A 24,723-nucleotide genomic window follows, 5' to 3' on the forward strand; every position below is an offset into this window, starting at 1 on the left:
GGCGATCGGCGTTCTAGCGGCATGGACGACCCCTCCTCGTACGACCGCGATAGGCGGGACGCCGACAGCGGCGCGACGACGCGCGCGCGGCTCGCGGCCGATCGCGCCGAGACCCTCGCGCGAGCGGCCGCGCTCGGCCGCGAGTTCGACGGGATCGTCGCGGCGAACGCACTGATCGCGGTCGATGACGAGCACGACCCCGAGGGCGGGAGCACGGCTTTCGAGCGGGCCCACGTGGCCGCTCTGATGGCGCGCGCACGCGAGCACCTGGAGGAACTGGACCGGGCGCTCGAACGGATCGAGCGTGGCCAGTACGGGAACTGCGAAGGCTGCGGCGGAACGATCTCTCCCGAACGGCTGGAAATCCGTCCGGCGGCCACCATGTGCGTGAGCTGCGCCCGCTCCGACACACGCCGTCCCCCGTCCTGACGCCGCTCGTATCACCCCTACGCGGGAAGGCACTCGCGTCCCGTCAGTCCATCGCGGCCCCGCACGACGCCTGGGGCATCCGTGTCGTGCGTGTACGGCTGCGCGACAGCGTGGCACTCGGGTGCGCCCCGGCGGCGGGAGCGGTGAAGTCGGCCGCCGCCGGGTGGCTCGGTTCGGCGGGCGGTGCGAAGAGTTCCCGAGCTCCGACGAGGGCCAGCAGTCTGTCGACCATGGGGCTGACGGCGCGGACGACCACCGTCTTGCCCTGCAGGGCGGCCTGCTGCCGCAGGTCCATCAGGACGCTCAGGCCGGCGCAGTCGCAGAAGTCGAGGCCGCTCAGGTCCAGGTCGAGTCCGTGCGCCGACCGGGTGAGTGCTTCGAGCAGGTCGCCGCGGACGCCACGGCCGGAATCGAGGTCGAGTTCGCCGAGGATCTCCACACCTGTGCGGACGCCGCGCGATGAGTACAGGGCGATAGCCCGGCAGCCGGGGTCATGCATGAGCTCACTCCTCACCTGCGTGTCAGGGCCCGCTCTCCTGCGACCCGCACGTACGACAATCAATGCATGAAATGTAGTGCATGTTTTTGAGTGCATGAATGGCGACTCGTTAAACTCTGGACATGGATGAAGTGCCCGAGCCTCACACCGGATGGACGTTCCTGACGAATCACGCCCGCGTGCTCGCAGCCATCGCGGACAATCAGAACGCGCGCATCCGTGACATCGCCGCCCACTGCCGACTCACCGAACGGGCCGTCCACAAGATCATTTTCGATCTGGAGCAGGACGGCTACCTCTCCCACACCCGCGAGGGGCGTGGCAACGTCTATCGGATCGACCCCGCCAAGATCCTGCGCCACCCCGCCGAGGCCGGAATCGGGCTCACGGTCGCCTCACTCCTGTCGTTGCTGGTCCAGGACGAGGCGCTCCGCTCCGATCAGCCCCGGCTGCAGAGCACGAGCAACTGACCACCGCTCGTGGGCTGCGGACACGTCGTCCGGGCTCGGCTGGGCGCAGCCGGCCGCCGGCCCGCGGAGCTGACGCGGGCCGCCCGGCCGCCGGTCCGGCGCGCCCGTCCGGCACCGCGCCCGCCGCGCTCCGCTGGAGATGCTCGGCCGTCCTGCAACGCGGAAAGCAAGCCGTCGAGCGACCCGTCCGACGGCTTCTGTAACGGAACGGTAACTTGCGTACATGCCGGGTGAGGCCGCGGGTAGGCGCGGCTACACCGGGCTGGCCATGAGCCCGGACATGAGCAGGGAGGGGCACCACCGATGACGATCACCGCCACCAGCACCCAGGAGCGTACGCAGACGGCGCTGCCGGAGATCGGTGACGCCGCCAAGGTGGCTCCCAAGGACGCTCGGGAGCTGTCGAAGCTGTTCTTCGAGCGGCTCACCACGCTGGAGGAGGGCACGCCCGAGTACAGCTACGCGCGCAACACGCTGATCGAGATGAACATGTCCCTGGTCCGGTTCGCCGCCGGCCGGTTCCGCAGCCGGGGGCCGGAGGAGATGGAGGACATCGTCCAGGTCGGCATGATCGGCCTGATCAAGGCGATCGACCGGTTCGAAATCTCCCGCGAGGTCGAGTTCACCTCCTTCGCCGTCCCCTACATCGTCGGCGAGATCAAGCGGTTCTTCCGGGACACCACCTGGGCCGTGCACGTGCCCCGACGGCTGCAGGAAGCCCGCGTCCAGCTTGCGCAGGCCACCGAGGAGCTTCGCAGCCGCATGGGCCGCACCCCCAGCGCCAGGGAACTCGCCGAGCTGATGAGCCTGACCGAGGAAGAGGTCGTCGAAGCCCGCCTCGCCTCCAACGGCTACAACGCCACTTCCCTCGACGCCGCGCTGAGCACCAGCGACGACAGCGAGACCGCCCTGGCCGACTTCATCGGCTTCGACGACGCGGCCCTCGCCCTGGTGGAGGACTTCCACGCGCTGGCCCCGATGATCGCCGCCCTCGACGAGCGCGAGCGGCAGATCATCCACATGCGGTTCGTCGAAGAACGCACCCAGGCCCAGATCGGTGAACGGCTCGGCGTCTCCCAGATGCACGTCTCCCGTCTGCTGTCCCGCTGCCTGGCCCGCCTGCGCGAAGGCATGCTCACCACAAGCTGACACGGTCCCGCAGGCTCAGCGGAGCGCGTCCTCGACCGTGTCGTACAGCGGCAGCAGGGTCGCGAGACGGGTGAGTTCGAAGATGCGCCTCACCTCGGTCTGGACACCGGTCAGCGCGAACCGGCGGCCCGCGTCCGAACGGCGGCGGTGGATGCCGACGAAGGCTCCCAGCGCACTGGAGTCGCAGAAGTCCACGCGTGTGAGATCCAGGACCAGCAGGGGCACCTCCTGCATCTCCGTGGTGGAGAGGTGCCCGAGCAACTGGGGAGCGGTGTGGTAGTCGATGGCGCCGTCCACGGCCACGACCGCGTACCGCGGGCCGCGTTGCGAGGCCAGGCTCAGCGTCGGGCCGGACGGCAGCAGGCCGCCGGACGCGACCGGCGGCGACGCGGCGGCGGTCGTGTCGGCCTCGGGGCCGGGGGAGGGGGGCATCGGGGCGCGGCTCTCCTGCGTGCGGGGCGAACGGGGCGGCTGGTCGTCATGGTGTCGGCCGGGGAGCCGGCCCGGCGGCGTCGTCACGCGGTCTTCACCTCCGCCCACACCACTTTCCCTCCGTCGATCCACCGAGTGCCCCACCGCGTCGCGATGGCGTCGACCAGGAAGATGCCCCGGTGCCCGAACTCGCCCGGCCGGGAGACGATGAGCCGGGGTTCCTCGGGGCTGCTGTCCGTGACCTCCAGCACGACCCGCTCACCTGATCGCCGCAGCTCGACACGGAGCGGCGTCCTGGCATGGCGGACCGCGTTGGCGACCATTTCGTCCGCGATCAGCATCATGTCGTTGACCAGATGGCTCAGGCCCCAGTCGCGCATCACCCCGCAGACGAGGTCGCGGGCGTCGGGAACCGCGCTGGAGACCGGGGCGTAGTCGCGCGCGACCGCCACCACCTCGTGTTCCGCGTCCTCGGGCCGGTGCAGGTACAACAGGGCGATGTCGTCGTCCTGTTCTCCGGCGGCCAGGACGGAGAGCCAGGAGTCGCAGTCGGCCTCCATCTCGCCCACCGGCCCGGCCAGGAGTTCCCGCAGCTGCCGCAGCCCTTCGTCGATGGGGCGCCCGCGGCGTTCGACCAGGCCGTCCGTGTACAGCAGCAGCCGCGAGCCCGGTGGCAGGGCGACGTCCTGCTCCGCGTACCGGTGCCGGCCCACCCCCAGCGGCGGCCCCGCCTGCTCGTCCAGGAACCTGACGCCGCCTGCCGGATCGCGCCGCACCGGCGGCAGGTGCCCGGCGACCGCCGCGCGCAGCCGGTCCCGGCGCATGTCGAGTACCGCGTACACGCAGGTGGCGAGGGTACCGGGAGCGATGTCGTCCACCAGGACGCTCAGCTGCTCCAGCACGTCGGCGGGGGCCAGGCCGAGCTGTGCGTAGGCCCGGCAGGCCGTACGGATCTGGCCCATGACCGCCGCCGCCCTGACGCCCTTGCCCATGACATCACCGACGACCAGGGCGATTTGGCCGGCCGGGAGCGGTATGAGGTCCACCCAGTCGCCGCCGGCACCCCGATCGCGCGCGGCGGGCAGGTAGCGCCAGGTGCTGACCACCCCGTCGACGCGGGGCAGCGCGGGGAGCAGGTGACGCTGGAGTTCTGCGGCCGCTTCCTGTTCCTGACGGTACGTCTGCGCGTTCTGCAGCGCTACGGCGGTCTGCGCGGCGACGCCGGTGACCAGACGCTCGTGCCGCTCGGTGAAGACGCCGCGTTCGGGATGCCCGAAGAAATACCCTCCGAGCACCGTCCCTCGGGACATCACCGGGACGGCCAGATAGCTGCGCACCGGCAGGTGCCCCTCCGGCATGCCATGGTGGGGCGCGTTGTGGCCGTACCGCGGATCCTTTGTGATGTCGTCCGAACGCACCACGCCGAGACCCCGGAAGGTCTGCTCGAACACCTGGGTGTTGCGCGGCATGGGGAACTTGTCGAAGGCCGACCGGTCGACGCCGGAGAGCACGTAGAGCAGGTACGACTCCCCGGTCTCGCCGAGGACGTTGTAGAAGAAGGCGCCGAACGCGGCACCGGCCAGCCGGGTGGCGGCATCGACGGAGTGCTGGACCAACGCGTCGAGGTCGAGTTCCGCGGCCAGGACGCTGCCGACCTCCTGAAGCAGCTCCACGACGGCCGCCTCCTCCCGCAGGTCCCGCTCCCGCTGCTCCAACTCCTTCTGGGACCGGCGCAGTTCGGCGGTGGTGGCACGGAGCTGCGCCACCACGGTCTGCAGGTACGCGGCCCGCTGCTCCACCAGCTCCTCCATGCTGCCCAGGAGCGTACGGGCCGCGGCCGCCTCGGCGGCGGGCGCCGGCAGGCCGGCGGACAGCAGCGCCAGCCGCGTGCTGCCCGCGACGGTACGGAACGGCGTGACGGCGTCGGCCGGCAGCGCGACGCGGGAGAAGATCACCACGCCGAACCGCTCCTGCGGCGACAGGGTTCCTCCGAAGGCCAGCACGCAGCTGACGCCCTGCCCGGCAAGAACTTCCTCCTGCCCGTCCGCCTGGCCGAGGGACACGTGCACGGCCTCGGCGTCCCCCGCCGACGGCACGCCGCCGGCCGTGTCCGCAGTCATGATCCCCAAGCGCGCGAGCAGCCGGTGCACCAACGGCGCACTCTGGACGGCACTGGGCGAGAGCGCGGGCAGGCCGCGGAACCCGGCCAGAACCGGGCGCCGCTCGGGCTCGGGCGCCGCGGCGGCATCGGACCGAAGACCGGTGAAAAACACGGCCACGGCGGGGCAGGCGCGCCGGTCGTGCCCGTCGACCAGGCTGTCGTAGAAGAAGTCGGCGACCGTCTGCGCCGCGGCGTCCGCCGACGGCGCACCGCTCACTGCTCTCCGCACGCGGGCCGTGCACCGAGCCGTTTCGCTCAGGTCGAAGGCCGACAGGTCGAACCGCACGTCCCGCACGCTTTGTCACACCTCGACAGCTCAAGAGGGTAGGGCCATGGCACCACAGGGTAGCCCCTGGCCGGTCCCCGTCCCGCGCCGCGCCTTCGTGCTCCTCCACTCAGCCACGCGGTGGGGGAGCGCTCAGCGGGGCGGCACGGTCCTGCCGCGGCTGCCACGCCAGGTCCTGCCATCGATCAGGACTTGTCACACGACGCGTGATCCGGCGCTTCGTCCTGCTGGCCGAGGAGGGCTTCGCAGGCCGCGTCGGCGGTGTCGAATATCCGGCAGCTCATGCCGACCCCGGTCAGGTCGAGCACACGCCGCACCACTTGGCTGGGCGCGGCCAGGGACACGGATCCGTCGATGTTCCGCATCTCACTGACGGTCCGCACGATGACGCGCAGCCCGGAGGAGTCCATGAACGGTACATCCGCCAGGTCCAGCACCAGATGACGCCGTCCGTGCACCACCTGGCCGGCCACCTGGTGCTGAAGGGCGAGTTCGGTGTCGGCGTCGAGGTCTCCGCAGACGGTGATGATCGCGGCGTCGGAGCTGATCACGGCCACCTCGACACCCAGACCTGCTGATTGGCTCACAAATACTCCTCGGACAGGTTGTACACGACAGCACCCCGCCTACCCAGTTCGGCGATGTTCATCTGCGCTGTAGGCGGTTTCCTCGCGGACGGGCGGGCATCCGCGCCGACACTCAGTGTCCGGGGCCGCCGGCTCCGTAGTGGCCGCTGATCTGGTCGCGGTAGGCGGGATCGCCCAGGTGCCTGTCCTTGTCGAACTGCGGTGCGTTCTTGATCTGCTCCTTGGAGCCGGCGACCCGGACGGTCCTTGTCTCGTGGTCGATGGCGGTGATCGTCGAGGCCGGGAGCAGGACCTTCTTGCCGAAGATCCACACGCCGGTGCTGGCGACGATGTACTGCGAGCCGACGTCGCTGGAGTGCTGGTCCACCGTGCCGACGCGTCCGTCCGCCGTCTCCACCGCATAGCCGGTCAGGTCGGCGTCGGGAGTGTGGCCCGCCGTCGGCGCGTGGTTCCCCATGTTCTCGGTCATGCCCGTCCTCCGCGGATGCTTGTGAAGGGATGCCCGTGCATCCCGGTCTTTCCTTTCGAGAAGCTCCGTCTATCCGTGAAGTGGATGGGTAATCCCCTGGCGCCGGCATTTCGGGCAGCCCTGTGCCAAGGCCGCCGCCGGGGAGACCTCGTGATCACCGACGGCGGCGGCACCGGGAACCGGCACGGCTCGACGCGCTCAGTGCCCGCTGGTGTCCCCGTGGCTCCGCACGACCTCCTTCATCTTGGCCACCGCGAACCCCCAACCCTGCTCGACGGTCGGCTGGGCCGGGACGGCGACCTCGTCGGGGTTGGTGAGGACGTCGAGCAGGACCGGCCCCGGACTGCTGAAGGCCCGTCGCACCGCGCTCTCCACCTCCGACGGGTCCGTCACGCGGATGCCGGTGATGCCCATGGCCTCGGCCACGGCGGCGAAGTCGGGATTGTCGAGCACGGTGCCGAACTCGGGCAGACCGGCCTGCTCCTGTTCGAGTTTCACCATCCCCAGCCGACGGTTGTCGAAGACGACGAGCTTGACGGGCAGGCGGTGGGTCTTGAGCGTCATGAGGTCGCCGAGGAGCATACTCAGTCCGCCGTCGCCGCAGAAGGCCACGACCTGGCGCTCGCGGTCCAGGCACTGGGCGCCCAGGGCCTGCGGCATCGCGTTGGCCATCGAGCCCAGGTTGTACGAACCGATGAGGCGTCGCTCTCCGCGCATCTCGACGAAACGGGAGAGCCACACCGTGGCCATGCCCGTGTCGGACGTGAACACGGCGTCGTCGGCGGCGGCACGCTCCACCGCTGCGGCCAGTGCCTCGGGCCTGATGTCGTGGGCACGGTTGTCCAGCGCGGAGCGGAGCCGTCCCACGAGCCCCTTGTCGTGATCGGGGTCGGCGAGCCGCGCCTGGCCGGCGCGCCACCGGTCGAAGCGTTCGCGCGCCTTGTCCAGATGGGAACGGTCGGGCGTGCCCTTGGACGCGGCGGCAAGGTGGTCCAGGAGGTCGCGCACGGTGGCGCCGGTGTCGCCCACGAGCCCGACCTCGACCGGCACCCGGCGTCCGATGTGGGTGGCCTCGGTGTCGACCTGGATCACGGTCTTGCCCTCGGGGTACCAGTCCCGGTAGGGGAAGTCGGTGCCGAGCAGCAGAAGAGTGTCCGCGTCCTGGAGGGCCGCCGCCGCGGCGGGGTTGCCGATCAGACCGGTCTGGCCGACCTGGAAGGGATTGTGGTCGCCCTCGAATCCCGCCTTCGCTTTCAGCGTGAGCACCATCGGCGCGGCCAGACGGTCGGCGAGGGCGAGGACGTCCTCGCGGGCAGCGCGTGCTCCTTCCCCGACGAGCAGGGTGACGCGCTCGGACCGGTCGAGGAGTTCCGCGGCGCGTCGGCAGGCCGCACCGTCCGGCCGGCTCACCGCTGGGGTCAGGGAGAACCGGAGCGGCCGGTCGGCGGTCAGCTCCCGCTCTCCCAGGTCGCCCGGCACGGTGAGGACGGCGACTCCCTTGCGGCCGATCGCGGTACGCACCGCCGTCTCCAGCATCTGCGGCAGTTGGCCGGGCGAGGTGATGGTGGCACGGAATACGGCCACGTCGCTGAAGAGGGCGTCGTTGTCGACCTCCTGGAAATAGTCGCTGCCGAGTTCGGCGAGCGGCACCTGTCCGGCGATGGCGAGGACCGGGGCGTGGCTCTTGGCGGCGTCGTACAGCCCGTTGAGGAGGTGGACGGAACCAGGCCCGACGGTGCCCATGCACACGCCGAGGGTCCCGGTGAGCTGGGACTGCGCGCTCGCCGCGAAGGCCGCCGCCTCCTCGTGCCGGCAACCCACCCATTCCAGGCTCTCGGTGCCGCGGATGGCGTCGGTCAGGGGGTTGAGCGCGTCTCCCACGACGCCGAACACCTGACGCACGCCGAGTTCGCTCAGCGCGTCCACGATGACGCGGGCAACGGTACGGGACATGTGGGTCCTCCGGGTCAGACGGTGAAACGGTCGGGGTCGGCGGCCTGCCAGTCGGCCGCCCATGAGGCCGGGGGCTCCGCGAGCAGTTGCCCCGGCGCCAGCCACTCGTACAACTCCTCGTAGGAGCGTTCGGTGAGGGGGTCGACCCGGCGGCGGAGCATGTGCGGGCGCAGTTGCGCGGGGTCGCTGACCCCCATGGACGCCATGATCTGCAGGGCGCTGGCCACCGTCGCCTCCTGGAAGCGCTGGACGCGCGGGGCCTTGTCCCGTACGTCCAGGGCGCGGGCGCGGTGCGGGTCCTGGGTCGTGACGCCGGTGGGACAGGTGTTGGTATGGCACCTCTGCGCCTGGATGCAGCCGACGGCGAACATCATCGCCCGCGCCGCGTTGGCGTAGTCGGCGCCCTGGACCATGCGCTTGACGAGATCGGTGCCCGTGGCGACCTTGCCGCTCACCCCGATCCTGATCCGGTCCCGCAGCCCCGCCCCCACCAGGGCGTTGTGCACGGTGAGCAGGCCTTCGGTGAGCGGGGTGCCCACATGGTCGGCGAACTCCAGCGGCGCCGCGCCGGTCCCCCCTTCGGAGCCGTCCACCACGATGAAGTCGGGCGCCGTGCCCTCCTCCAGCATGGCCTTGCAGACCGCCAGGAACTGCCGGCGCGAGCCCACGCACAACTTGAACCCGGCGGGCTTGCCACCGGACAACTCACGCATGCGGGCGATGAAGCGCACGAGTTCGCGCGGAGTGGAGAAAACCCGGTGGTACGGCGGGGAGACGACCGTACGCCCCTCGGGCACGTCCCGCACCCGAGCGATCTCGGCGTTCACCTTCGCCCCCGGCAGCACACCGCCGATGCCGGGCTTCGCACCCTGGGAGAGCTTCAGGGAAACACACTTGACCTGGTCGTGGGCAGCCTTGTCGGCGAACTTTGCGGCGTCGAAGTCCCCGTCGGGGGTACGGCAGCCGAAGTATCCCGTACCGATCTCCCACACGAGGTCGCCCCCCGGACGCAGGTGGTACTCCGACAGGCCGCCCTCGCCCGTGTCCTGGGCGAAATTCCCGGCCGCCGCACCGCCGTTGAGCGCCAGGACCGCGTTGGCCGACAGGGAGCCGAAACTCATCGCCGACACATTGAGCAGTGCCATGTCGTACGGCCGCTCGCAGTCCGGGCCGCCGATCCGTACCCGCGGCGGGGTCTTCGGCACCGGGCACGGCGCCATCGACGGGACGAGGAACTCGTAACCGGGCGCGTACACGTCGCGCTCGGTGCCGTACGGCTCCTCCGCGTCCGTGCCCTTGGCACGCTCGTACACGATGCTGCGCACATCCCGGTCGAAGGGACGCCCGTCGAAGTTCCGCTCGACGAAGTACTGCTGGAGCTCGGGGCGTATCCGCTCCAGGAGGAAGCGGGCATGGCCGAGAACGGGATAGTTACGCAGCACCGAGTGCTCTCGCTGGAGCAGGTCCCAGCCGCCCAGCACCCCCAGGAACAGCAACGGAAGGGCCGCGAACCACCAATAGGGCGAGCAACCGACGGCCACCGCGGCGCTGACGACCGCGGCGGCAAGAGTCAGGAAGACGATCACAATGCGTGTCACCACTCGCGCATTGCCCGACAACCCGCCTCCATGCACCCCGGCTCCCCAAGAACCCGTCACATCCTCGGACCGCGGCCATCCGTGCGGGAAGCGCCGCCACCGGGCAGAAGCCGCCCTGCCCGCACTCCGGCTACCCGACCTGCGACGTCCCCGGCGCCCGGATCGGCTCCTGACCGCCGTCGGCAGTCCGGGCCGGCCGACCGATCAGGCCGGAGGCTGTGCGGTCGGGGACGGCGTCGCGGTGATCGCTTCCGCACGGTGCCGGCCGGACTTCGCCAGCTCGGCATTGAACTGAGCGCCGATCAGAAGGGCCAGGTTGGACAGCCACAGCCAGATGAGGAAGACCACCACACCCGCCAGTGAGCCGTACAGGCGGTAGTAGGTGCTCACGTGCCGGGCATAGACGGTGAAGCCGAGGGAGACGGCCAGCAGAAGCACGATCGCCAGACCGCCGCCCGGTGCCATGTTCCGGAGCGGGCGGGAGGGCGCAGGACCCGAACGGTAGAGCACCAGGACCAGGACGACGGCCACCGCGGCCAGGACCGGCCAGCGCACCATGTCCCACGCCGGGGGGATGGTGGCCAGGTCGAGTGCCCGGGCCAGGCGCCTGACCAGGCTGCCGCTCAGCAGCAGGGTGAGGGTGGTGGTGAGAAGCAGGCTGATCAGGACGAGCGCGGTGATGACGATGCGCGGGGCGGTACGCCACACCGGCCGGTGGGAGTCGGCGTGGTGGATCGTATGCAGGGCCCTGCGGAAGACGCTCAGATAGCTGCAGCCCGACCACAGCGCTCCGACGGCGCCGAAGAAGACCAGCATCCATGCCGCGGACGACTGGTGGGCCATCTGCTGCAGAGCGCTGCGCAGCAGCCCGCGGGAGGTGGCCGGGACGACCTCCGTCACCCGCTCGATCACCTGGGAGGTCGTCGCGGGCATGGTCAGCCCGAGAACCGAGAGGATCACCAGAAGGACAGGGAACAGAGCGAGCACCGCATAGTAGGTCAAAGCGGCTGCCCAGTCCGTGACATCGTCGTTCCAGACAGCCACCGGTGTGCGGCACAGCGCCGCCCACCATCCGCGCCGACGACCGCCATCGTCATCCGTCACCGCATGCTCCCCCTCTAACGGGCGCCAATGGCAGGAAGACGTCCTTCACCGCGTTCCCCAGCCCTCTACCCGCGCCGCTTCAGGTGATGTCCGATCCGCGCCCGGACCACCCGCGCGGCTGGGCGTCGGCTGTCATCTCCCAGGTCAGAGTTCTGTCACATCGGGGTATCAGGAGAGGGGTAAGGACTTGTGAGGGCGAACTGTTGTCGTTTGACAACAATAGCCGGGACGCAACAGAGTAGCCACGTCGGACGTGCGCGGGGAAGGACCTGGAATGCTCCGGTGGACGGAGACCACTCCGTGTACTGGTCACCATCGTCGACAGGTGAGGGTGACACCGGTGCCGCGGACGGCGGTTCAGGCGCTCCGGCTGCCCGAATCCGGGGCCTCGTCGTGTATCTGCGTCGCCGCGGCGACGCAGAACGCTTCCAGCCCCTCCAGGAGCGCGGTCCGCTTGGCGGCGGGCATGTCGGCGAGCACCGTCCGCAACTCGTTCTCCCTGCGCGTGCGCAGATCGGCGAGGAAGGTGCGGCCCCGGCCGCTGAGGTGCAGTCGCACCTCGCGCCGGTCTTCCGCCCTCGCCACCCGCTCGACGAATCCGGCGGCCACCAGTCGGTCGCACAGCCGGCTGGTGGACGGCGGGGTGGACGCGAGGGACTCGGCGAGCGTGCGCAGGTTGATGCCGTCGTGGTGCTCGAGGATATGCAGCGCGCGCAGCTGGGACGCGGAGGTGGGGGCGGTCGACGCGCGGCCCCACACGACCTCCAGCAACTCAGCGGCCGTGGTGGTCACACGCGCGACCTCGTCGGGCTCTGGGCGGCGGCGGAAGGCAGTCACGATCACACTCTCGCAGGCACTGGGGCGACTGTCAGCGTACTAGGTGCGCGCGCTGGCTCCAGATGGCCCATGGCGACGGTGCGGCCCGTTCCCGAACTTCGCCTCCCCGGTGAGGCGCGTACGTTTTCCGGCGAAAGACAGGTGTATATCACTTTATGAATAGATTTGTGACAGCCGAACGCGCTCTGCGCACGGCGGCTCCCCATGAGTTGCTCGACGCCATCCGTGCCGTACTGATCGAGCAGTACGGCGCGGAGGACGTCGAACTGTTCATGGCCGATTACGGCCTGACCGTGCTTCAGCCGGTGTCGGTGCTCCCGCACACGCTGGAACCGGTGTCGGTGCACAACAGCCCCGCCGGCCGGGCCTTCGGTTCGCAGAAGCCTTACCGCGAAGAGGGCCATGACGGGCGCGCGCGCCTGCATCTGCCGGTCAGTGTGCGTGGCGACCGGCTCGGTGTGCTCACCGTGACTCTCCGCGGGAGCGACGCCGCCCGTGAGCAGGAGTCCGAACTGGCCGAGATCGCCGACATGCTGGGGCACGAGGTGATCGTCGCCGAGCGCGACACCGATCTGTACCTCCAGGCGCGGCGCAAGGACCGGTTGACCCTCGCGGCGGAGATGCAGTGGCAGCTTCTGCCCGGCCGCTCCTGCTCTCGACCCGAGTACGAGCTGGGGGCGCAGCTCGAGCCCGCCTACGCGATCTTCGGTGACAACTTCGACTGGTCGGCCACCGCCGATCATCTGATGCTGTACGTCACCAACGGCATGGGCGAGGGGATAGAGGCGTCGCTGCTCACGAACCTGGCCATCAACGCGCTGCGCAACGCCCGCCGCGCCGGCATCTCCCTCGCCGACCAGGCGGCCCTTGCCGACCAGGCCGTGTACGCCCACTACCAGGGGCGCTGCTACCTGTCCGTGTTGATGTTCGACTTCGATCTCGCCACCGGGCGGGCGAGCGTCGTGGACGCGGGATCCCCGCAGCTGCTGCGGCTGCGCAAGGGCGTCGTGGAGCGCGTGGCCTTCGAGGCCCAGTTGCCCCTGGGCATGTTCGAGGAGACCGACTACGTCGCACAGGACTTCCGAGTCGAGCCCGGCGACCGGCTCGTCTTCGTCAGCGACGGCGTCCACGCGGTGGCCTCCCCGAAAGGTGAGACGTACGGGGACGCGGCCCTGGCCCGCGCCATCCAGTCCACCCGGCTGCTGCCCGCCGCCGAGGTACCGCGCGCCATCCTGCGGGAACTGAGCGGACACCGGGGCAAACCGGTGCCCGACGACGACGCGCTGGTCGTCTGCCTGGACTGGCACGGCCGGCCCGCCGGGTCCTGACGAGGGCGAGGCCCCGATTGTGGCGATCGCGTGTTGTTCGACTCCACTGCCTCGCGTTAACGTTTGCCATGCGGCAATAATTGCCTGATGGGTCGCCGTTGGGTCGATCGCAGGGCTCGCAGCAGGGAGAGATGCAGGTGGCGGAGGACGAAACGGCCCCCGAGGTGAGGCAGCACCTCGGAGGCTTTCTGGAACAGCGCCGCGAGCAGATCGCCCAGCGATGGGCGGACGCCTCCCTGTTCCGGACGGTCTTCACGGTCTCCAGGGGCGAGGCGGTCGAGGCGTGCAAGGCCGTCGTGGACGCCCTCGCCGACGTGGCGCGCACCGGACGGCTGGACGACATCGAAGCGCCCGGCTTCGCCGCCGTGCGGGACCAGCTCGGGCGGATGGCCGCCTCCCGCACCCGCGCCGGGTCCAGCCCCTCGCAGATCGCCGGCGAGGTGGCCGGACTGCGCGAGCCGGTCACCGCACTGCTGCGGGCCGAGTTCGAAAAGCCCGCCGACGAGCACGCACAGGCATGCCTGCTCGGGCTGACGGCCCTGATGGGCACGCTCCGCCTGGTGGTCATGGAGACGACGGTCAGCGCGGGCAGGGAACTCATCGCCCGCCAGAGCCAGCAGCTTCTGGAGGTGGCCACTCCGGTCATCAAGCTGTGGGAGGGCATCGTCGCCGTGCCGCTGATCGGCACCCTCGACAGTGCGCGCAGCCAGGTCGTGATGGAGAGCCTGCTGGAAGCCATCGTGGAGCAGCGGGCGCAGTACGCCATCCTCGACATCACCGGCGTGCCGACCGTCGACTCGCTCGTGGCCCAGCATCTGATGAAGACGGTCGCCGCGGCCCGGCTGATGGGCGCGGAGTGCATCGTGTCCGGAATCCGTCCCGCCATCGCGCAGACCATCGTCCACCTCGGTATCGACCTCGGGTCGATCCTCACACGAGCCGGCCTCGCCGACGCCCTGGCGTACGCGCTCAACCAGCAGGGCATCGTCGTCTCGCCCCGACCGGTCGTCGGAGCGAACCCGCGGTGACGGGTCTCCCCGCCGCCCACGGCGGCCCGGTGCCTGTCCTGACACTGGGCGACGTCCTGCTGGTGACCCTCCAGGGAGAGCTGCAGGACGGGGCGGCCGAACACCTCCAGAACGACATCACCCATCGCATCGCCTCGAACCCGGACCCGGTGCGCGGTGTCGTGATCGACATCTCGGGGGTGGAGATCGTCGACTCCTTCCTCGGCCGCGTCCTGGCCGAGATCGCCGCGGGCGCGCGCCTTCTGGCCGCACGGACGGTGCTGGCCGGTATGCGCCCGGCCGTGGCCATCACCCTGGTCGAACTGGGCCTGACACTGCCCGGCGTGGTCACGGCGCTGGACACCGAAGGGGCACTGTCCCTGCTGGACCGCACGTCCTCCGCAACCCTGCCCGCTGACCGGGAAGAGGGCGCATGATGCACGCCCCGCTCGCCTCGACCACACGCCTGCCCGTCGGCTCGGACGCGGACCTCGCCTGGGTGCGCCAGCACGTACGCCAGGTCGCCGCCGGCCTCGGCTTCGGCCTGGTCCAGCAGACCAAGCTGGTGACGGCGGCCAGTGAGCTGGCCCGCAACACCCTTGTCCACGGAGGCGGCGGGCATGTGGAAGTCACCCCGCTGACGGACGGGGCCCAGCCCGGACTGCGGCTGTCCTTCGTCGACACCGGACCCGGCATCCGGGACATCGAACGCGCGATGACGGACGGCTACACCACCGGCGGCGGCCTGGGGCTGGGGATGAGCGGGGCCAAACGGCTGGTGAAGGAGTTCACCGTGGACAGCCGGCCCGGCCAGGGCACCGCCGTCACCATCGCCGACTGGGTCTCCGGCCTGCCCTCGCCACGCCCCGGTGCTCCGTGAGCAGGGTCTGGGACATCCCGGTCCAGGACAGCACCCGAGTCCGGGATGTCCGCGTCGCCATAGAAGACGCCTGCGCCCACGCAGGGCTGGACTCACATGCGACGGCGGTCGCGGCCCTCGTGGCGACGGAACTCGGGACGAACCTCGTCAAGCACGCCGACGCCGGCCGTATCGTCATCAACCTCACCGGCCCTTCCGACACCCTCGCGCCTGCCGTGCCCTGCGTCCAGATCACCTCGCTCGACCACGGGCCGGGCATCGGCGACGTACGGGCGGCGCTGAAGGACGGCTACACCACGGCCCCCTCCTCCCTGGGCGCGGGCCTGGGCACCTGCCTGCGGATCTCCGGCGACTTCGACCTGCACTCCTGCTCGGGCCGGGGCACCGTCGCCGTCGCACGCGTCGGCTCGGCCCGCCCGCGCCTCGCGTCCCACTCGCGGCCGGTCCCTCCCCCGACCGGCGCGCGGGCCGGGGGGATCAACGCCGCTTTCGGCCATGCCGAGCACTCGGGCGACGCCCTCACCTGGGTGCGCACCGGCTCCCGGGTCACGGTGATGCTCGCGGACGGCCTCGGTCACGGGGACAGGGCAGCCGAGGCGTCCACCGCCGCGGTGGACCAGGTGCGCCGGACCGCGGACCTGCCGCCGGGCGAGATCCTGCGCCATCTGCATGCCGCCCTGCGGCCCACCCGAGGCGCGGCGATCGCGGTCGCGCAGCTCGACGAAAGGGTGAACCGGCTTTCGTTCGCCGGCGTGGGCAACGTCGGCGCCAGACTCCGCGTCGCCACCGGATGGCAGCACCTCGTATCCCATCCGGGCATCGCCGGAGCCCATTTCCCCGCGACCGTACCCGTACAGCAGGCGGCCTGGCAGCCGGACAGCCTGCTCATCCTGCACAGTGACGGCCTCCCCGGCCGCTGGACGCCGCCGGACGATCCCGGACTCTTCGCCCATGACCCGGCCGTGGTGGCCGCGGTCGTCCTGCGGGACGCGGGCAGCGCCGCGCGCCCTCCGCGCGACGACACCAGCGTGGCCGTACTGGCCCCGCACCACCGGGCGGACGCCGACGACCGCAACCCCTGACGTCCGGAAGCCGGCGTCGGCCCTCGGCGCGGCACACACGCGCGCCGCTGCCGGCCACCTCGCCACAGACGGCGGGACGCCGGGGGTACGCCTGCTCCGGTTCTGGACGACGATGGCGCCCTCTCCTGCCCAGCGCGAACCCCCTCCAGGCCGAGCAGCCGACGGCCCTCATGGGCGGCCCTTCTCGCGGTAGCGTGGAGACCTCAAGGTGAGAGGGTGGATGCAGTGAAGACCTCTGGAGCACTGGCGTCGGCGGAAGCACGACTCCGCGCGGCCGCGCCCCACGCGCTCGTCGCCACTGCCCGCCGTATCCTCACCGAGCAGTTCGGGGCTCAGGAGGTGACCCTCCTGCTCGCCGACTACGGCCTGAGCGTCCTGCAGCCGGTGTCCCATCTGCCCTGCACCGGCACTCCGGTCCCCGCCCATGACGGTCCGGCGGGCAGCGCCTTCATCCAGCAGAGTCCGGTGGTCGAAGTGTGCCGCGAGCCGTCCGGTCACCTGGTGCACCTGCCGATCACCGTGCGCGGCGACCGCCTCGGCGTCCTCTCCGTACGTCTGCCCGAGGGCATCGCCGCCCCGGAAACCGTGCTCCAGCTCGGCGACTTCGCCACGGCACTGGGCCACGAGGTCTCCACCGCCGACCGCGACACCGACCTCTACCTCCAGGCCCGCCGTACCCGCCGCCTCACCCTTGCCGCCGAAATGCAGTGGCAACTCCTGCCGGGCCGGGGATGTGCCCGCGAGGAGTACGTGATCGGCGCCCACCTCGAGCCGGCCTACGCGATCGGGGGCGACAACTTCGACTGGTCCACCAGCGCCGACCATCTCGTCCTCACCGTCACCGACGGCATGGGGCAGGGCATCGACGCCTCCCTGCTCACCAGTCTCACGGTCAGCGCCCTGCGCAATGCGCGCCGCGCCGGCATCTCCCTCGCCGACCAGGCGTGCCTGGCCGATCAGGCGATCTACGCCCAGTACGGCGGCAAGGTGTACGCCTCCACACTGCTGCTGGACTTCCACCTGCCTTCCGGCACGGTCCGCGCGGTCGACGCGGGCTCCCCCCAGCTGTTCCGCCAGCGCGGCAGTCACACCGAACGGATCGAACTGGACGCCCAGATGCCGCTCGGCATGTTCGAGGAGACCCCTTACGAAGAACAGGTCTTCCAAGTGGAGCCGGGGGATCGCCTCATAGCGGTCAGCACAGGCGTGCACGACACCCGCTCCGCGGCCGGCGACCTCTACGGGGAGCGGGCGTTGCGCCAGATCCTCGGCGCCACCCGAACGACCTCGGCACACGAGACGGCACGCGCGGTCGTCTCCGGGCTGATCGAGCACTACGGCAGCAAGGAGCTGCTGTCCGACGCTGCCGTGGTCTGCCTGGACTGGACCGGCCGTCCCCGTTGACCCGGCCGCCGTCAGTGCGGGGAGCCGCCAGCCCTCCGGCCGATGTCGTCCTGAGCGGCGAGAAAGGCGCTCAAACCCCGGCTCAGCGCCGTCCGCTCGGCGAGTTCCATGTTCGCGAGAACCTCGGCAAGCGCCTGTGATCTGCGGGAGGCCACCTCACCGAGCACCTGCCGACCACGCCCGGTGAGGTTCAACTGCACTTCCCGCCGCTTGTGCGGATGCAGTGCGCGTTCCAGCAGACCGGCCGCCTCCAGCCGGTCGCACAGCCGGCTGGCGGTCGGCGGCCCTATGTCCATGCCTTCCGCCAAAGCCGTGAGATTGAGCCCCGGTTCCGACTCCAGGATGCGCAGTGCGCGCAACTGATGCGACGACAGCCGCAGACTCGCCCCCTGGCTGGCCACCGACCACAGGTTCGCCAGGCTGTCCACGGCATCGGCGATCTCCAGCGCGAGGGACAGGGCATCGTCACCCGGTCCACTCGACTGGTCGTCTCCCAAGCCACCGAGACGAGTCACGAACCCATCGCTTTCAGCAATCGCCTGTCCCTATGGATACCACCCTCATTCAAGCGCGGTACCCGAAGAGACGCCGGGCAAGCACCGCCAGCCGGGCCATCGTAGGGAGCCGGGCCGGACGGTAAGGCGCTCCCCCCTGCAGACATGGATTACTCAAAGGTAACTACTGGGCGGGTCGCCTCCACTCGCTGCGGCCGAGGCGGCTACGGCGTCACACGGTGGTGCGGGGCCCTGCGGCGCGGCGGAGCCGGTTGGCGATCGCCAGTCCCAGCCCTTGCTCCTCCGGCAGCGATGCGATGATGAGATCGCACCCTTGCTGGTCGAGTTCGCGCAGGAAGCCGTACAGCCCCCGTGCGTAAGCGGCCGTCGACCGGGGGAGTGCGACCACGGCGTGCGCCTTTGCCGGACCGCCGGTGAAGGCGGCCGGCAGCAGGACGCCCACCCGGTGTCCAAGCTCCTGGGCCAGCTCCGCTTCGGCGACGACCTTCTCGGGTTCGACGAGGACGACCCGTGCACGTGGCGCGTAGTGGGACGGATGCTGGCCCGGCACCCGAACGTGACTGGTCGAGGGGACGTCGAGGGGGTGACCCAGAACGGCTTCGAGGTCCTCGCGCGTCACCCCGCCGGGGCGCAGGATGCTCGGGGTGCCGCCGGTCACATCGACGATGGTCGACTCGACGCCGACCTCGCAGGGCCCGCCGTCCAGCACGAAGTCGACGGTGTCGCCGAGCTCGGCACGGACGTGGTCGGCGGTGGTCGGGCTGACCGAGCCGAACCGGTTGGCGGACGGAGCCGTGACACCACCGCCGAAGGCTGCGAGCAGCGCGAGTGCCACGGGGTGGTCGGGCACGCGCACGGCGACCGTCTCCAGGCCGCCGGTTGCTTCGAGGGGTACGCGGGGGCCGCGCCGCAGGACCAGTGTCAGGGGCCCCGGCCAGAAGTGTTCGGCCAGGAGGCGTGCCGCCGCGGGCACCTCCTCGACCCAGTCGCCCAGCAGATCCGCGCTGCCGATGTGGACGATCAGCGGGTGGGAGGGCGGACGTCCCTTGACCTGGAAGATGCGCGAGACGGCGGCGGGGTCCTCGGCGTTGGCGCCCAGGCCGTAGACCGTTTCCGTCGGTAGGGCCACCAGGCCGCCGTCACGCAGCACACCGGCTGCCTTCTCGATGTCTGTGGTGCTTGCCATCACCCCGGAATTCTCTCACCTTCGGCCCTGCGCCCGTGCGACGAGCAACCGCCCCCGCCGCTTCACTCCGCCGGGCCCTGCAGGGCGGGGTCCTGCGGTGCCAGATCACCATCGGTACCAGCGGCCGCGGCAGCCGCCGGCATTCGTGGAGCGTCCTGGTGGTCTGGCTGCTCGGCTTCGTCGTGGAGGGCATACCTGGGATCCGCCTCTGTTTGCGAGGGTGGGCCGCGTCCGATGCGCCGTCCCAGCCGTGCTGAGCGGCCTGTTCGGCGCTGCGCGGGCTGCCTCGAAACGGGATCACCTCCCCCCGGCAACCAGGGGTACATCCGATCGTCACGCAGGACCACCAGGGTGTCATGTCCATGGACTCATTCACCTGGAGGTTTCACGTGCTGACTCTTCGACGTCCCCGACTGCCCTGGACCCAGCGGCTCGCGGTACTGATCGCCGCCATCGCGTCCCTGCTCGGCGTGTCCGTCGTCAACGGCCCCGCCGCGAACGCGGCGGTCTACGGTTCCTGCAGCATCAGCGGATGCTCCGACGCCGCCTCGGCGAACTCGACGTGGTCCGATCTCGGCTATCCGACCGCTCGGGGTTGGTACGACTGGCCCGACGGCGAGTGCAGCTATGCCGGTGGCGAGTTTTACAACAACGACGGCCAACTGCCGTCCGGTGACACCTTCTACGAATACGACATCTACCCGCGCGCCTGCGGCGCTCATCGGGACGCCTACCGGATCGTCGTCGACTCGAACACCGGTGTGGTCTGGTACTCGCCCGACCACTACACCGACTTCTACCAGCTCTGACGCCACCGGAGCCGGGCAGGCATCCCCGCCGGGGGCCTGCCCACAGTGGCGGCAAGCCGCTGAATAAGTGCTTGACCGGTAGCGCGTACGCGTACACCGCCTGGGGGAGGGCGGACAAGGGGGGTGCCACGGCAGGAAGTGCGTTTCCCGCGGAACCTGTGACACCGGGGCGTTCCCCGGCCATCCCGCGGCGCCCCAACGGGCCGGGCCGGGCGGCCGTACAGCGGGCTCGCAAGCCTGTGGCACGGCCCGCCGCCGGGGGAACAGAACGTCCTGAAACCGCGCTTGGCGCGCTTTGACACCTCTCTTCGGACGGCCGCAGACTCTTGCCTCGCCGCGGGACGTGACAGCCGTCCTCCCGAAGTCCTTCCGAATCGAGGTCCTCATGCGCATCACGTTCGCGGGCTGCCTGGCCGGACTGGCGGCCATCGGGGCCTTCTCGGCAGCCGCGACCACCTCCGCTCACGCCGCTTCCCCCGTCACCTCCGCAAACGCGTCGCACACGGTCACCTTCACCGTCCCGGCCGGACGTCACGGCGCCACCGTGACGGCGGACGGCGCGAGCGTCACCGTCGTCGGATCGGCCCACGCCTTGCCGGACGACCTGACCACCTGCTCCGTCACCGTCACCAAGCCGAGCCGCGTCGGGACCACCGAGGTGATGGGCGGCACGAACGTCAACTGCACCGCCCGCGTGGCCTCCCTCAACATCGTCGTCGCCCTCTACCGCAACGGGAGCAACGTCTCTTCCAACCAGACCACCGTCTCGAACATCAGCTACGGCGGCGTGTCCGACTGGGCCCCGTACGCCGGCGGCTCCTGGAAGACCGGCGGCCTCTGCACGTACTTCGGCTACGACGGCGACGGCACGTCCTCCGCCGAGTCGTACAGTCAGGCGGTCACCCTGTAACCGGAGACACTGGCCACACAGCGGGACACATTCCTGGCCCAGTGGACCGAGGTCGTCGGGGACGACCTGCAGGGCGGGCTGAACGTTGCCGAACTGTAGCGGGAACCGGGCGAGTTGTACGACGCCGTCTTCAAGGCCCGCACCGACGGCGGCAAGGAGGTGCTGGAGCCCGCCCCGGCCACCGACGAGCATGGTGCCCGCACCCGGGTCGTCATGGAGAAGCTGCTGCGATCCGCGCCGTCCTCGCCCGCTCCAGGGCGGCTGACTGCGTGTCGGACTATCCGGTGCTTGTCGGAGGTCGCAGTGCTGCGCGCGAGCGCGCACCCTCAGCCCCGTCACGCCTGCTTCTCGAGCAGCCAGCGCAGTCCCGCCGCCGCGGCCGGGCCTGGCTCCTGATCGAGGACCGGCAGGTGCCGCCAGATCGTCCGCACCTGCCGGTCAACGTGGTGTGTCGGCCAGCCGGTCGAAGGCCCATGGCCTGCCGCCGGCCTCACCGCGCCGCAGGGACTGGCGGACTGGCGAGCCACCTTGCGGCGCGGTCCCGGCTGCGCTCTGAGAGCGGGCTCGCCGGGCGGAGGAGGCTGAGCGTCTGCGCGGGCGACGGTCGGCCACCGGGCAGATTACCGCGTGCGGCCTTCCGCGCCCGTACACGGCACTTGCCCTGGGTGTCCCAGCCCGCGCGCAGACGGTGCGCGTGCAGATGGCGGCGGCGAACCGTCCCGCGGGGCGGTCTTGCGGTCGGTGGACCGCACACCTCGATACCGGCCTCGCGGTACCGGGCGGGACGGGCCCCGATGTCGGTGACCGAGGTGGCCACCCCGCACGGTCTACATGCGGGACACGCTCGTCCCGCCGTCGACCGGCACCACCGCCCCGGTCACGAACCGGGCGTCCTCGCCCACCAGCATCGTGATGGCCCTCGCGACGTCATCCGCCTCCGCGACGCGCCCGAGCGGTGCCCGGTCCGCCAGTTGCTGCTGGATCTCCTGCGGCATGTGGGCGCTGGCCTCGGTGCGTACGAAGCCCGGTGCGACCACGTTGACACGGACACCCAGGGGGCCGGCCTCGCACGCCAGGAACCGGGCGAAGGTGTTCAGGGCGGCCTTGGCAGTTCCGTGGGCGGTCATTCCGGGGGCGGGCGGCCCGTCGGCCACCGTGCTGGAGACGAAGACGATGGCTCCCTGGCCCTGCTTCTCCATCAGGGCCAGCGCGCGCTGAGCCAGGGTGTAGGCGCCGGCCAGTTCGTCCGTCACCTTCGTACGGAAGTCGGACCAGGACAACGCGCTCACCGGTGTGGGCGTGAAGGCGGCCGCGGCCGCGTTGCACACCAGGACATCGAGGCGTCCGCCGACTGCCGCCTCCTCGATCAGCCGGGCGGCCTGTTGTTCGTCGCGCACGTCTCCCTGGAGGGCGAAGGCGCTGCCGCCGTCCGCCTCGATCCGCGCGACGACCTCGTCGGCCGCGGAGCGGTTCGAGAAGTAGTTCACCGCCACGCGGAACCCTGCGGAAGCGAGCCTCAGCGAGGTGGCGGCGCCGATGCCGCGGCTGCCGCCGGTCACGAGGGCTATCGGACGATCAGAACGTGCCATGGTTCCTCCTGTGGGATGGGCCGGCTGGTGAATCTAGGCCCCCTCGGAGCAACTGTTCAAAGTTGACTTTTCTCCCGAACCCGCGTCCCACAGTTGTCCGCACCTCCTCCGGAACACACGCGGCGACAGGGCGGCTTCGCACTCAGAAAGGGCTTCACGCCTCGACGATGATGGTGCCTATGGTCGATTCCGGGCCGGGCCCTTCCGGACGATCCACCTTCCACCAACCCAGCACGTCCTGGTACTCCGGCTGCGGGACCGCACGCCCTTCGGCAGTCATCAGACGTCCCTGATATGCCTGGGCGTAACGTGCTCGAACCGAGTAGACGCCGGGTTCGTCGGGAACGACGAGGTCGCACGAGACATCCACCCACTCCGCCGGACCAGGGTTGTCCTCCGCCAGCGCCTCGACGTGCGTGCCGGCATTGACCACCTTCAAGCCGCCCCCGCTGCGCTGCTTGCCGTTCCATACCGACGCCTGGGCCCGATCTTGTCCCGCCAGCCCGACGATCACCTGGTTGACGGCGTTGCCGCACCCCGAGCAATCGTGCAACAGATCGAAGCTGACCTGGTAGGAACCGCCTCGTTGGACGTTCACCTCGGCCCCCCGGCCATCGATCTTCACGTTGCGGATCCTGAACCGCGACGGCTCCACCATTTCGGCATCGGGCGCGAGAGGCGGGGTTGGGCGGACATCGCTGTGACTCATCTTGTCGGTCATATGGCAAGTAAACAGATGACCACTGACAAGGGCAGGCCCGGCCTTCAGTACCGACACCGGCAGTTGACGGTCTCGGACGACGTCTGCAGGTCCGGGTTGTTTCATCCAGTCGCGGAAATCGTCGTATTTGTAGCCGAGACGGCGAACCAGCAGCTCGTAGAACACGTGCTGCGCGGTTCCGGGGACCGGCCGTTTTATGACGAAGGCGGGGGCATGATGTTGGTCGTGACGTGCCCGGTGAGGGCGAAGGCGGCGACGGTGGCCGGTGGGGCCATGTAGAGCTCGCGTCTGGGTCTTGCAGGTGTCCGGCGCGCATCGCGTCGCGGTAGACCTGCTGCGAGACCGGGGGTAATCAACGGACGTACAGCATGGGCGACTTGGCGGCCGCAGACGTTGTCGGCGGCGATGTGCAGGTCTTCGAGCCGGCCGATGAAGCACTGATCGCACCGCGTCCGTCAGTGCGCCGCTGCTCATCAACATGGTGCAGGGCGATGTCTTGTCCACCGCCGCGGACGGCGGCGAGACCGCTTCATGGGAGATCGTGAAGCGCCAGCGGGCCGCCACCGGGCCTATGCGCGTGACAGTGGTCAGTCTTGCCGACGGAAGTCCAGCATGTAGAAGACCTTGTCGTAGCGGTGTTCGCCTACGGCGACGAAGCGGGGGAGACGACCGTACTCGGTGAAGCCCAGCGACCGGTAGAGGTGCAGGGCATTGGCGTTGTCGCCGCGGGCGTCCAGCGTGAGGACCTCGATACCCGCCGCCCGCGCGTCAGCGATCAAGGCAGCGGTCAGCGTCCGACCAACGCCACGACCATGGACGGCAGCATCTACCGCGATCTTCTCCAGATCGGCGTGTGGCCGATGGGTCGGTCGGGCGTAGCGGAGCCAGTAACCCAACCCCACCAGCCGACGGTCGAGGTACGCGGCACGCAGGGCAGCATCCCCGGCCTGCGCCGCAGAGACGACGTGGCCGAGAAGTTCCGCCACCTCATCCCGCGAGGGCGGCTCGACCCAGCCCAGCGCCGCCCCTCCACTGACCAGGTCGGCAAGGATCTGGTGGGCCGATTCCGCAAACCGGTCCGCCAACTCCGGATCGGAAGTCAGCTCCACGGCGTCGAGGACGGCGGGCTCAGCGGACACATCGCTGGTCACGGACGGATTCATGACCAGCAGCCTAACCAGCCCACGGCTTGGCCGAGGCCCCACGCTCCAACGTCGGCAGGCGACCACGCCGCCACCTCGTCGGGGGGGGGGGGGGGGGGGGGGGGGGGGGGGGGGGGGGGGGGGGGGGGGGGGGGGGGGGGGGGGGCAGTCTGTCT

Annotated in this window: 25 protein-coding genes; 11 read left to right on the forward strand and 14 right to left on the reverse strand. The window is 70.4% G+C overall.

All coding sequences use genetic code 11. The annotated features are described in order from the left end of the window. The first annotated feature begins 21 nt into the window (after positions 1–21). Positions 22–429 carry a TraR/DksA family transcriptional regulator gene (locus tag ACZ7EC_RS23620; protein ID WP_471065413.1) on the forward strand — a complete coding sequence of 136 codons (408 nt, stop codon included), beginning with the start codon at positions 22–24 and terminating at the stop codon, positions 427–429. 43 nt (positions 430–472) lie between these two features. Here ACZ7EC_RS23620 and ACZ7EC_RS23625 read toward each other — a convergent pair whose 3' ends face one another. Then, a complete protein-coding gene (locus tag ACZ7EC_RS23625) occupies positions 473–928 on the reverse strand; it encodes an STAS domain-containing protein (RefSeq protein ID WP_471065415.1) in 456 nt (151 codons plus the stop codon). 122 nt (positions 929–1,050) lie between these two features. Between ACZ7EC_RS23625 and ACZ7EC_RS23630 the strand changes: the two genes are divergently transcribed. Beyond that, positions 1,051–1,398: a helix-turn-helix transcriptional regulator gene (locus ACZ7EC_RS23630; protein ID WP_471065417.1), complete on the forward strand. Its 348-nt coding sequence runs from the start codon at positions 1,051–1,053 to the stop codon at positions 1,396–1,398. Between the two features lie 303 nt (positions 1,399–1,701). Then, positions 1,702–2,547, forward strand: a complete 846-nt coding sequence (locus tag ACZ7EC_RS23635; protein ID WP_471065418.1) for an RNA polymerase sigma factor SigF — start codon at positions 1,702–1,704, stop codon at positions 2,545–2,547. A 15-nt stretch (positions 2,548–2,562) separates the two neighbouring features. Here ACZ7EC_RS23635 and ACZ7EC_RS23640 read toward each other — a convergent pair whose 3' ends face one another. The 8 genes from ACZ7EC_RS23640 to ACZ7EC_RS23675 all read right to left on the reverse strand — a co-directional run bounded on the left by ACZ7EC_RS23640 (position 2,563) and on the right by ACZ7EC_RS23675 (position 11,929). Then, a complete protein-coding gene (locus ACZ7EC_RS23640; protein WP_471065420.1) occupies positions 2,563–2,979 on the reverse strand; it encodes an STAS domain-containing protein in 417 nt (138 codons plus the stop codon). 83 nt (positions 2,980–3,062) lie between these two features. Continuing rightward, positions 3,063–5,435, reverse strand: a complete 2,373-nt coding sequence (locus ACZ7EC_RS23645) for a SpoIIE family protein phosphatase (protein ID WP_471065422.1) — start codon at positions 5,433–5,435, stop codon at positions 3,063–3,065. A 176-nt stretch (positions 5,436–5,611) separates the two neighbouring features. Then, entirely contained in the window at positions 5,612–6,013 is a 402-nt protein-coding gene (locus tag ACZ7EC_RS23650) for an STAS domain-containing protein (RefSeq protein WP_471065424.1), read from the reverse strand. A gap of 112 nt (positions 6,014–6,125) precedes the next feature. After that, complete coding sequence (locus ACZ7EC_RS23655) at positions 6,126–6,482, reverse strand: PRC-barrel domain-containing protein (RefSeq protein ID WP_471065426.1); 357 nt, start codon at positions 6,480–6,482, stop codon at positions 6,126–6,128. A gap of 198 nt (positions 6,483–6,680) precedes the next feature. Continuing rightward, entirely contained in the window at positions 6,681–8,435 is a 1,755-nt protein-coding gene (locus ACZ7EC_RS23660) for a thiamine pyrophosphate-dependent enzyme (protein WP_471065427.1), read from the reverse strand. Positions 8,436–8,449: 14 nt separating this feature from the next. Next, complete coding sequence (locus tag ACZ7EC_RS23665) at positions 8,450–10,033, reverse strand: FMN-binding glutamate synthase family protein (protein WP_471065763.1); 1,584 nt, start codon at positions 10,031–10,033, stop codon at positions 8,450–8,452. A gap of 204 nt (positions 10,034–10,237) precedes the next feature. Beyond that, complete coding sequence (locus tag ACZ7EC_RS23670; RefSeq protein WP_471065428.1) at positions 10,238–11,137, reverse strand: YihY/virulence factor BrkB family protein; 900 nt, start codon at positions 11,135–11,137, stop codon at positions 10,238–10,240. Between the two features lie 357 nt (positions 11,138–11,494). Then, positions 11,495–11,929 carry a MarR family transcriptional regulator gene (locus ACZ7EC_RS23675; protein ID WP_471065764.1) on the reverse strand — a complete coding sequence of 145 codons (435 nt, stop codon included), beginning with the start codon at positions 11,927–11,929 and terminating at the stop codon, positions 11,495–11,497. A 200-nt stretch (positions 11,930–12,129) separates the two neighbouring features. Between ACZ7EC_RS23675 and ACZ7EC_RS23680 the strand changes: the two genes are divergently transcribed. From ACZ7EC_RS23680 to ACZ7EC_RS23705, 6 genes are all read left to right on the forward strand, one after another. Continuing rightward, positions 12,130–13,302 (forward strand): PP2C family protein-serine/threonine phosphatase, encoded by a 1,173-nt coding sequence (locus tag ACZ7EC_RS23680; protein WP_471065429.1) that lies wholly within the window; start codon positions 12,130–12,132, stop codon positions 13,300–13,302. Positions 13,303–13,433: 131 nt separating this feature from the next. After that, positions 13,434–14,330 (forward strand): STAS domain-containing protein, encoded by an 897-nt coding sequence (locus ACZ7EC_RS23685; RefSeq protein ID WP_471065430.1) that lies wholly within the window; start codon positions 13,434–13,436, stop codon positions 14,328–14,330. Continuing rightward, complete coding sequence (locus ACZ7EC_RS23690; RefSeq protein ID WP_471065431.1) at positions 14,327–14,746, forward strand: STAS domain-containing protein; 420 nt, start codon at positions 14,327–14,329, stop codon at positions 14,744–14,746. The genes ACZ7EC_RS23685 and ACZ7EC_RS23690 overlap by 4 nt, the downstream gene beginning before the upstream one ends. Further along, positions 14,746–15,189: an anti-sigma regulatory factor gene (locus ACZ7EC_RS23695; protein ID WP_471065766.1), complete on the forward strand. Its 444-nt coding sequence runs from the start codon at positions 14,746–14,748 to the stop codon at positions 15,187–15,189. Before ACZ7EC_RS23690 ends, ACZ7EC_RS23695 begins: the two co-directional genes overlap by 1 nt. Continuing rightward, the gene (locus ACZ7EC_RS23700) at positions 15,186–16,271 is read left to right on the forward strand and encodes a SpoIIE family protein phosphatase (protein ID WP_471065433.1); all 1,086 of its coding nucleotides are present in this window, start codon (positions 15,186–15,188) and stop codon (positions 16,269–16,271) included. Before ACZ7EC_RS23695 ends, ACZ7EC_RS23700 begins: the two co-directional genes overlap by 4 nt. 216 nt (positions 16,272–16,487) lie before the next feature. Next, positions 16,488–17,675: a PP2C family protein-serine/threonine phosphatase gene (locus ACZ7EC_RS23705; protein ID WP_471065434.1), complete on the forward strand. Its 1,188-nt coding sequence runs from the start codon at positions 16,488–16,490 to the stop codon at positions 17,673–17,675. 11 nt (positions 17,676–17,686) lie between these two features. Here ACZ7EC_RS23705 and ACZ7EC_RS23710 read toward each other — a convergent pair whose 3' ends face one another. Beyond that, a complete protein-coding gene (locus ACZ7EC_RS23710; protein ID WP_471065435.1) occupies positions 17,687–18,190 on the reverse strand; it encodes a MarR family winged helix-turn-helix transcriptional regulator in 504 nt (167 codons plus the stop codon). A 211-nt stretch (positions 18,191–18,401) separates the two neighbouring features. After that, positions 18,402–19,376 (reverse strand): L-threonylcarbamoyladenylate synthase, encoded by a 975-nt coding sequence (locus ACZ7EC_RS23715; RefSeq protein ID WP_471065437.1) that lies wholly within the window; start codon positions 19,374–19,376, stop codon positions 18,402–18,404. Positions 19,377–19,765: 389 nt separating this feature from the next. Here ACZ7EC_RS23715 and ACZ7EC_RS23720 point away from each other — a divergent pair, with 389 nt between their 5' ends. Then, positions 19,766–20,185, forward strand: coding sequence for a ribonuclease domain-containing protein (locus ACZ7EC_RS23720; protein WP_471065439.1), 420 nt, complete (start codon positions 19,766–19,768; stop codon positions 20,183–20,185). A 385-nt stretch (positions 20,186–20,570) separates the two neighbouring features. Then, on the forward strand, positions 20,571–21,095 hold the full coding sequence (locus ACZ7EC_RS23725; protein WP_471065440.1) for a hypothetical protein: 525 nt from the start codon (positions 20,571–20,573) through the stop codon (positions 21,093–21,095). 827 nt (positions 21,096–21,922) lie between these two features. Here ACZ7EC_RS23725 and ACZ7EC_RS23730 read toward each other — a convergent pair. From ACZ7EC_RS23730 to ACZ7EC_RS23740, 3 genes are all read right to left on the reverse strand, one after another. Further along, positions 21,923–22,684, reverse strand: a complete 762-nt coding sequence (locus ACZ7EC_RS23730) for an SDR family oxidoreductase (RefSeq protein ID WP_471065441.1) — start codon at positions 22,682–22,684, stop codon at positions 21,923–21,925. Positions 22,685–22,838: 154 nt separating this feature from the next. Beyond that, positions 22,839–23,570: a hypothetical protein gene (locus tag ACZ7EC_RS23735; RefSeq protein WP_471065443.1), complete on the reverse strand. Its 732-nt coding sequence runs from the start codon at positions 23,568–23,570 to the stop codon at positions 22,839–22,841. A gap of 422 nt (positions 23,571–23,992) precedes the next feature. Further along, entirely contained in the window at positions 23,993–24,568 is a 576-nt protein-coding gene (locus tag ACZ7EC_RS23740; protein ID WP_471065444.1) for a GNAT family N-acetyltransferase, read from the reverse strand. Positions 24,569–24,723: the final 155 nt, after the last annotated feature.

The sequence above is a fragment of the Streptomyces sp. NPDC037203 genome (assembly GCF_055605065.1).

Coding starts and splice junctions, on each gene's coding strand:
- ACZ7EC_RS23620 (WP_471065413.1), top strand. CDS start 22: ATGGACGACCCCTCCTCGTACGACCGCGATAGGCGGGACGCCGACAGC.
- ACZ7EC_RS23625 (WP_471065415.1), bottom strand. CDS start 928: ATGCATGACCCCGGCTGCCGGGCTATCGCCCTGTACTCATCGCGCGGC.
- ACZ7EC_RS23630 (WP_471065417.1), top strand. CDS start 1,051: ATGGATGAAGTGCCCGAGCCTCACACCGGATGGACGTTCCTGACGAAT.
- ACZ7EC_RS23635 (WP_471065418.1), top strand. CDS start 1,702: ATGACGATCACCGCCACCAGCACCCAGGAGCGTACGCAGACGGCGCTG.
- ACZ7EC_RS23640 (WP_471065420.1), bottom strand. CDS start 2,979: ATGCCCCCCTCCCCCGGCCCCGAGGCCGACACGACCGCCGCCGCGTCG.
- ACZ7EC_RS23655 (WP_471065426.1), bottom strand. CDS start 6,482: ATGACCGAGAACATGGGGAACCACGCGCCGACGGCGGGCCACACTCCC.
- ACZ7EC_RS23660 (WP_471065427.1), bottom strand. CDS start 8,435: ATGTCCCGTACCGTTGCCCGCGTCATCGTGGACGCGCTGAGCGAACTC.
- ACZ7EC_RS23680 (WP_471065429.1), top strand. CDS start 12,130: ATGAATAGATTTGTGACAGCCGAACGCGCTCTGCGCACGGCGGCTCCC.
- ACZ7EC_RS23685 (WP_471065430.1), top strand. CDS start 13,434: ATGCAGGTGGCGGAGGACGAAACGGCCCCCGAGGTGAGGCAGCACCTC.
- ACZ7EC_RS23695 (WP_471065766.1), top strand. CDS start 14,746: ATGCACGCCCCGCTCGCCTCGACCACACGCCTGCCCGTCGGCTCGGAC.
- ACZ7EC_RS23715 (WP_471065437.1), bottom strand. CDS start 19,376: ATGGCAAGCACCACAGACATCGAGAAGGCAGCCGGTGTGCTGCGTGAC.
- ACZ7EC_RS23725 (WP_471065440.1), top strand. CDS start 20,571: ATGCGCATCACGTTCGCGGGCTGCCTGGCCGGACTGGCGGCCATCGGG.
- ACZ7EC_RS23730 (WP_471065441.1), bottom strand. CDS start 22,684: ATGGCACGTTCTGATCGTCCGATAGCCCTCGTGACCGGCGGCAGCCGC.
- ACZ7EC_RS23740 (WP_471065444.1), bottom strand. CDS start 24,568: ATGAATCCGTCCGTGACCAGCGATGTGTCCGCTGAGCCCGCCGTCCTC.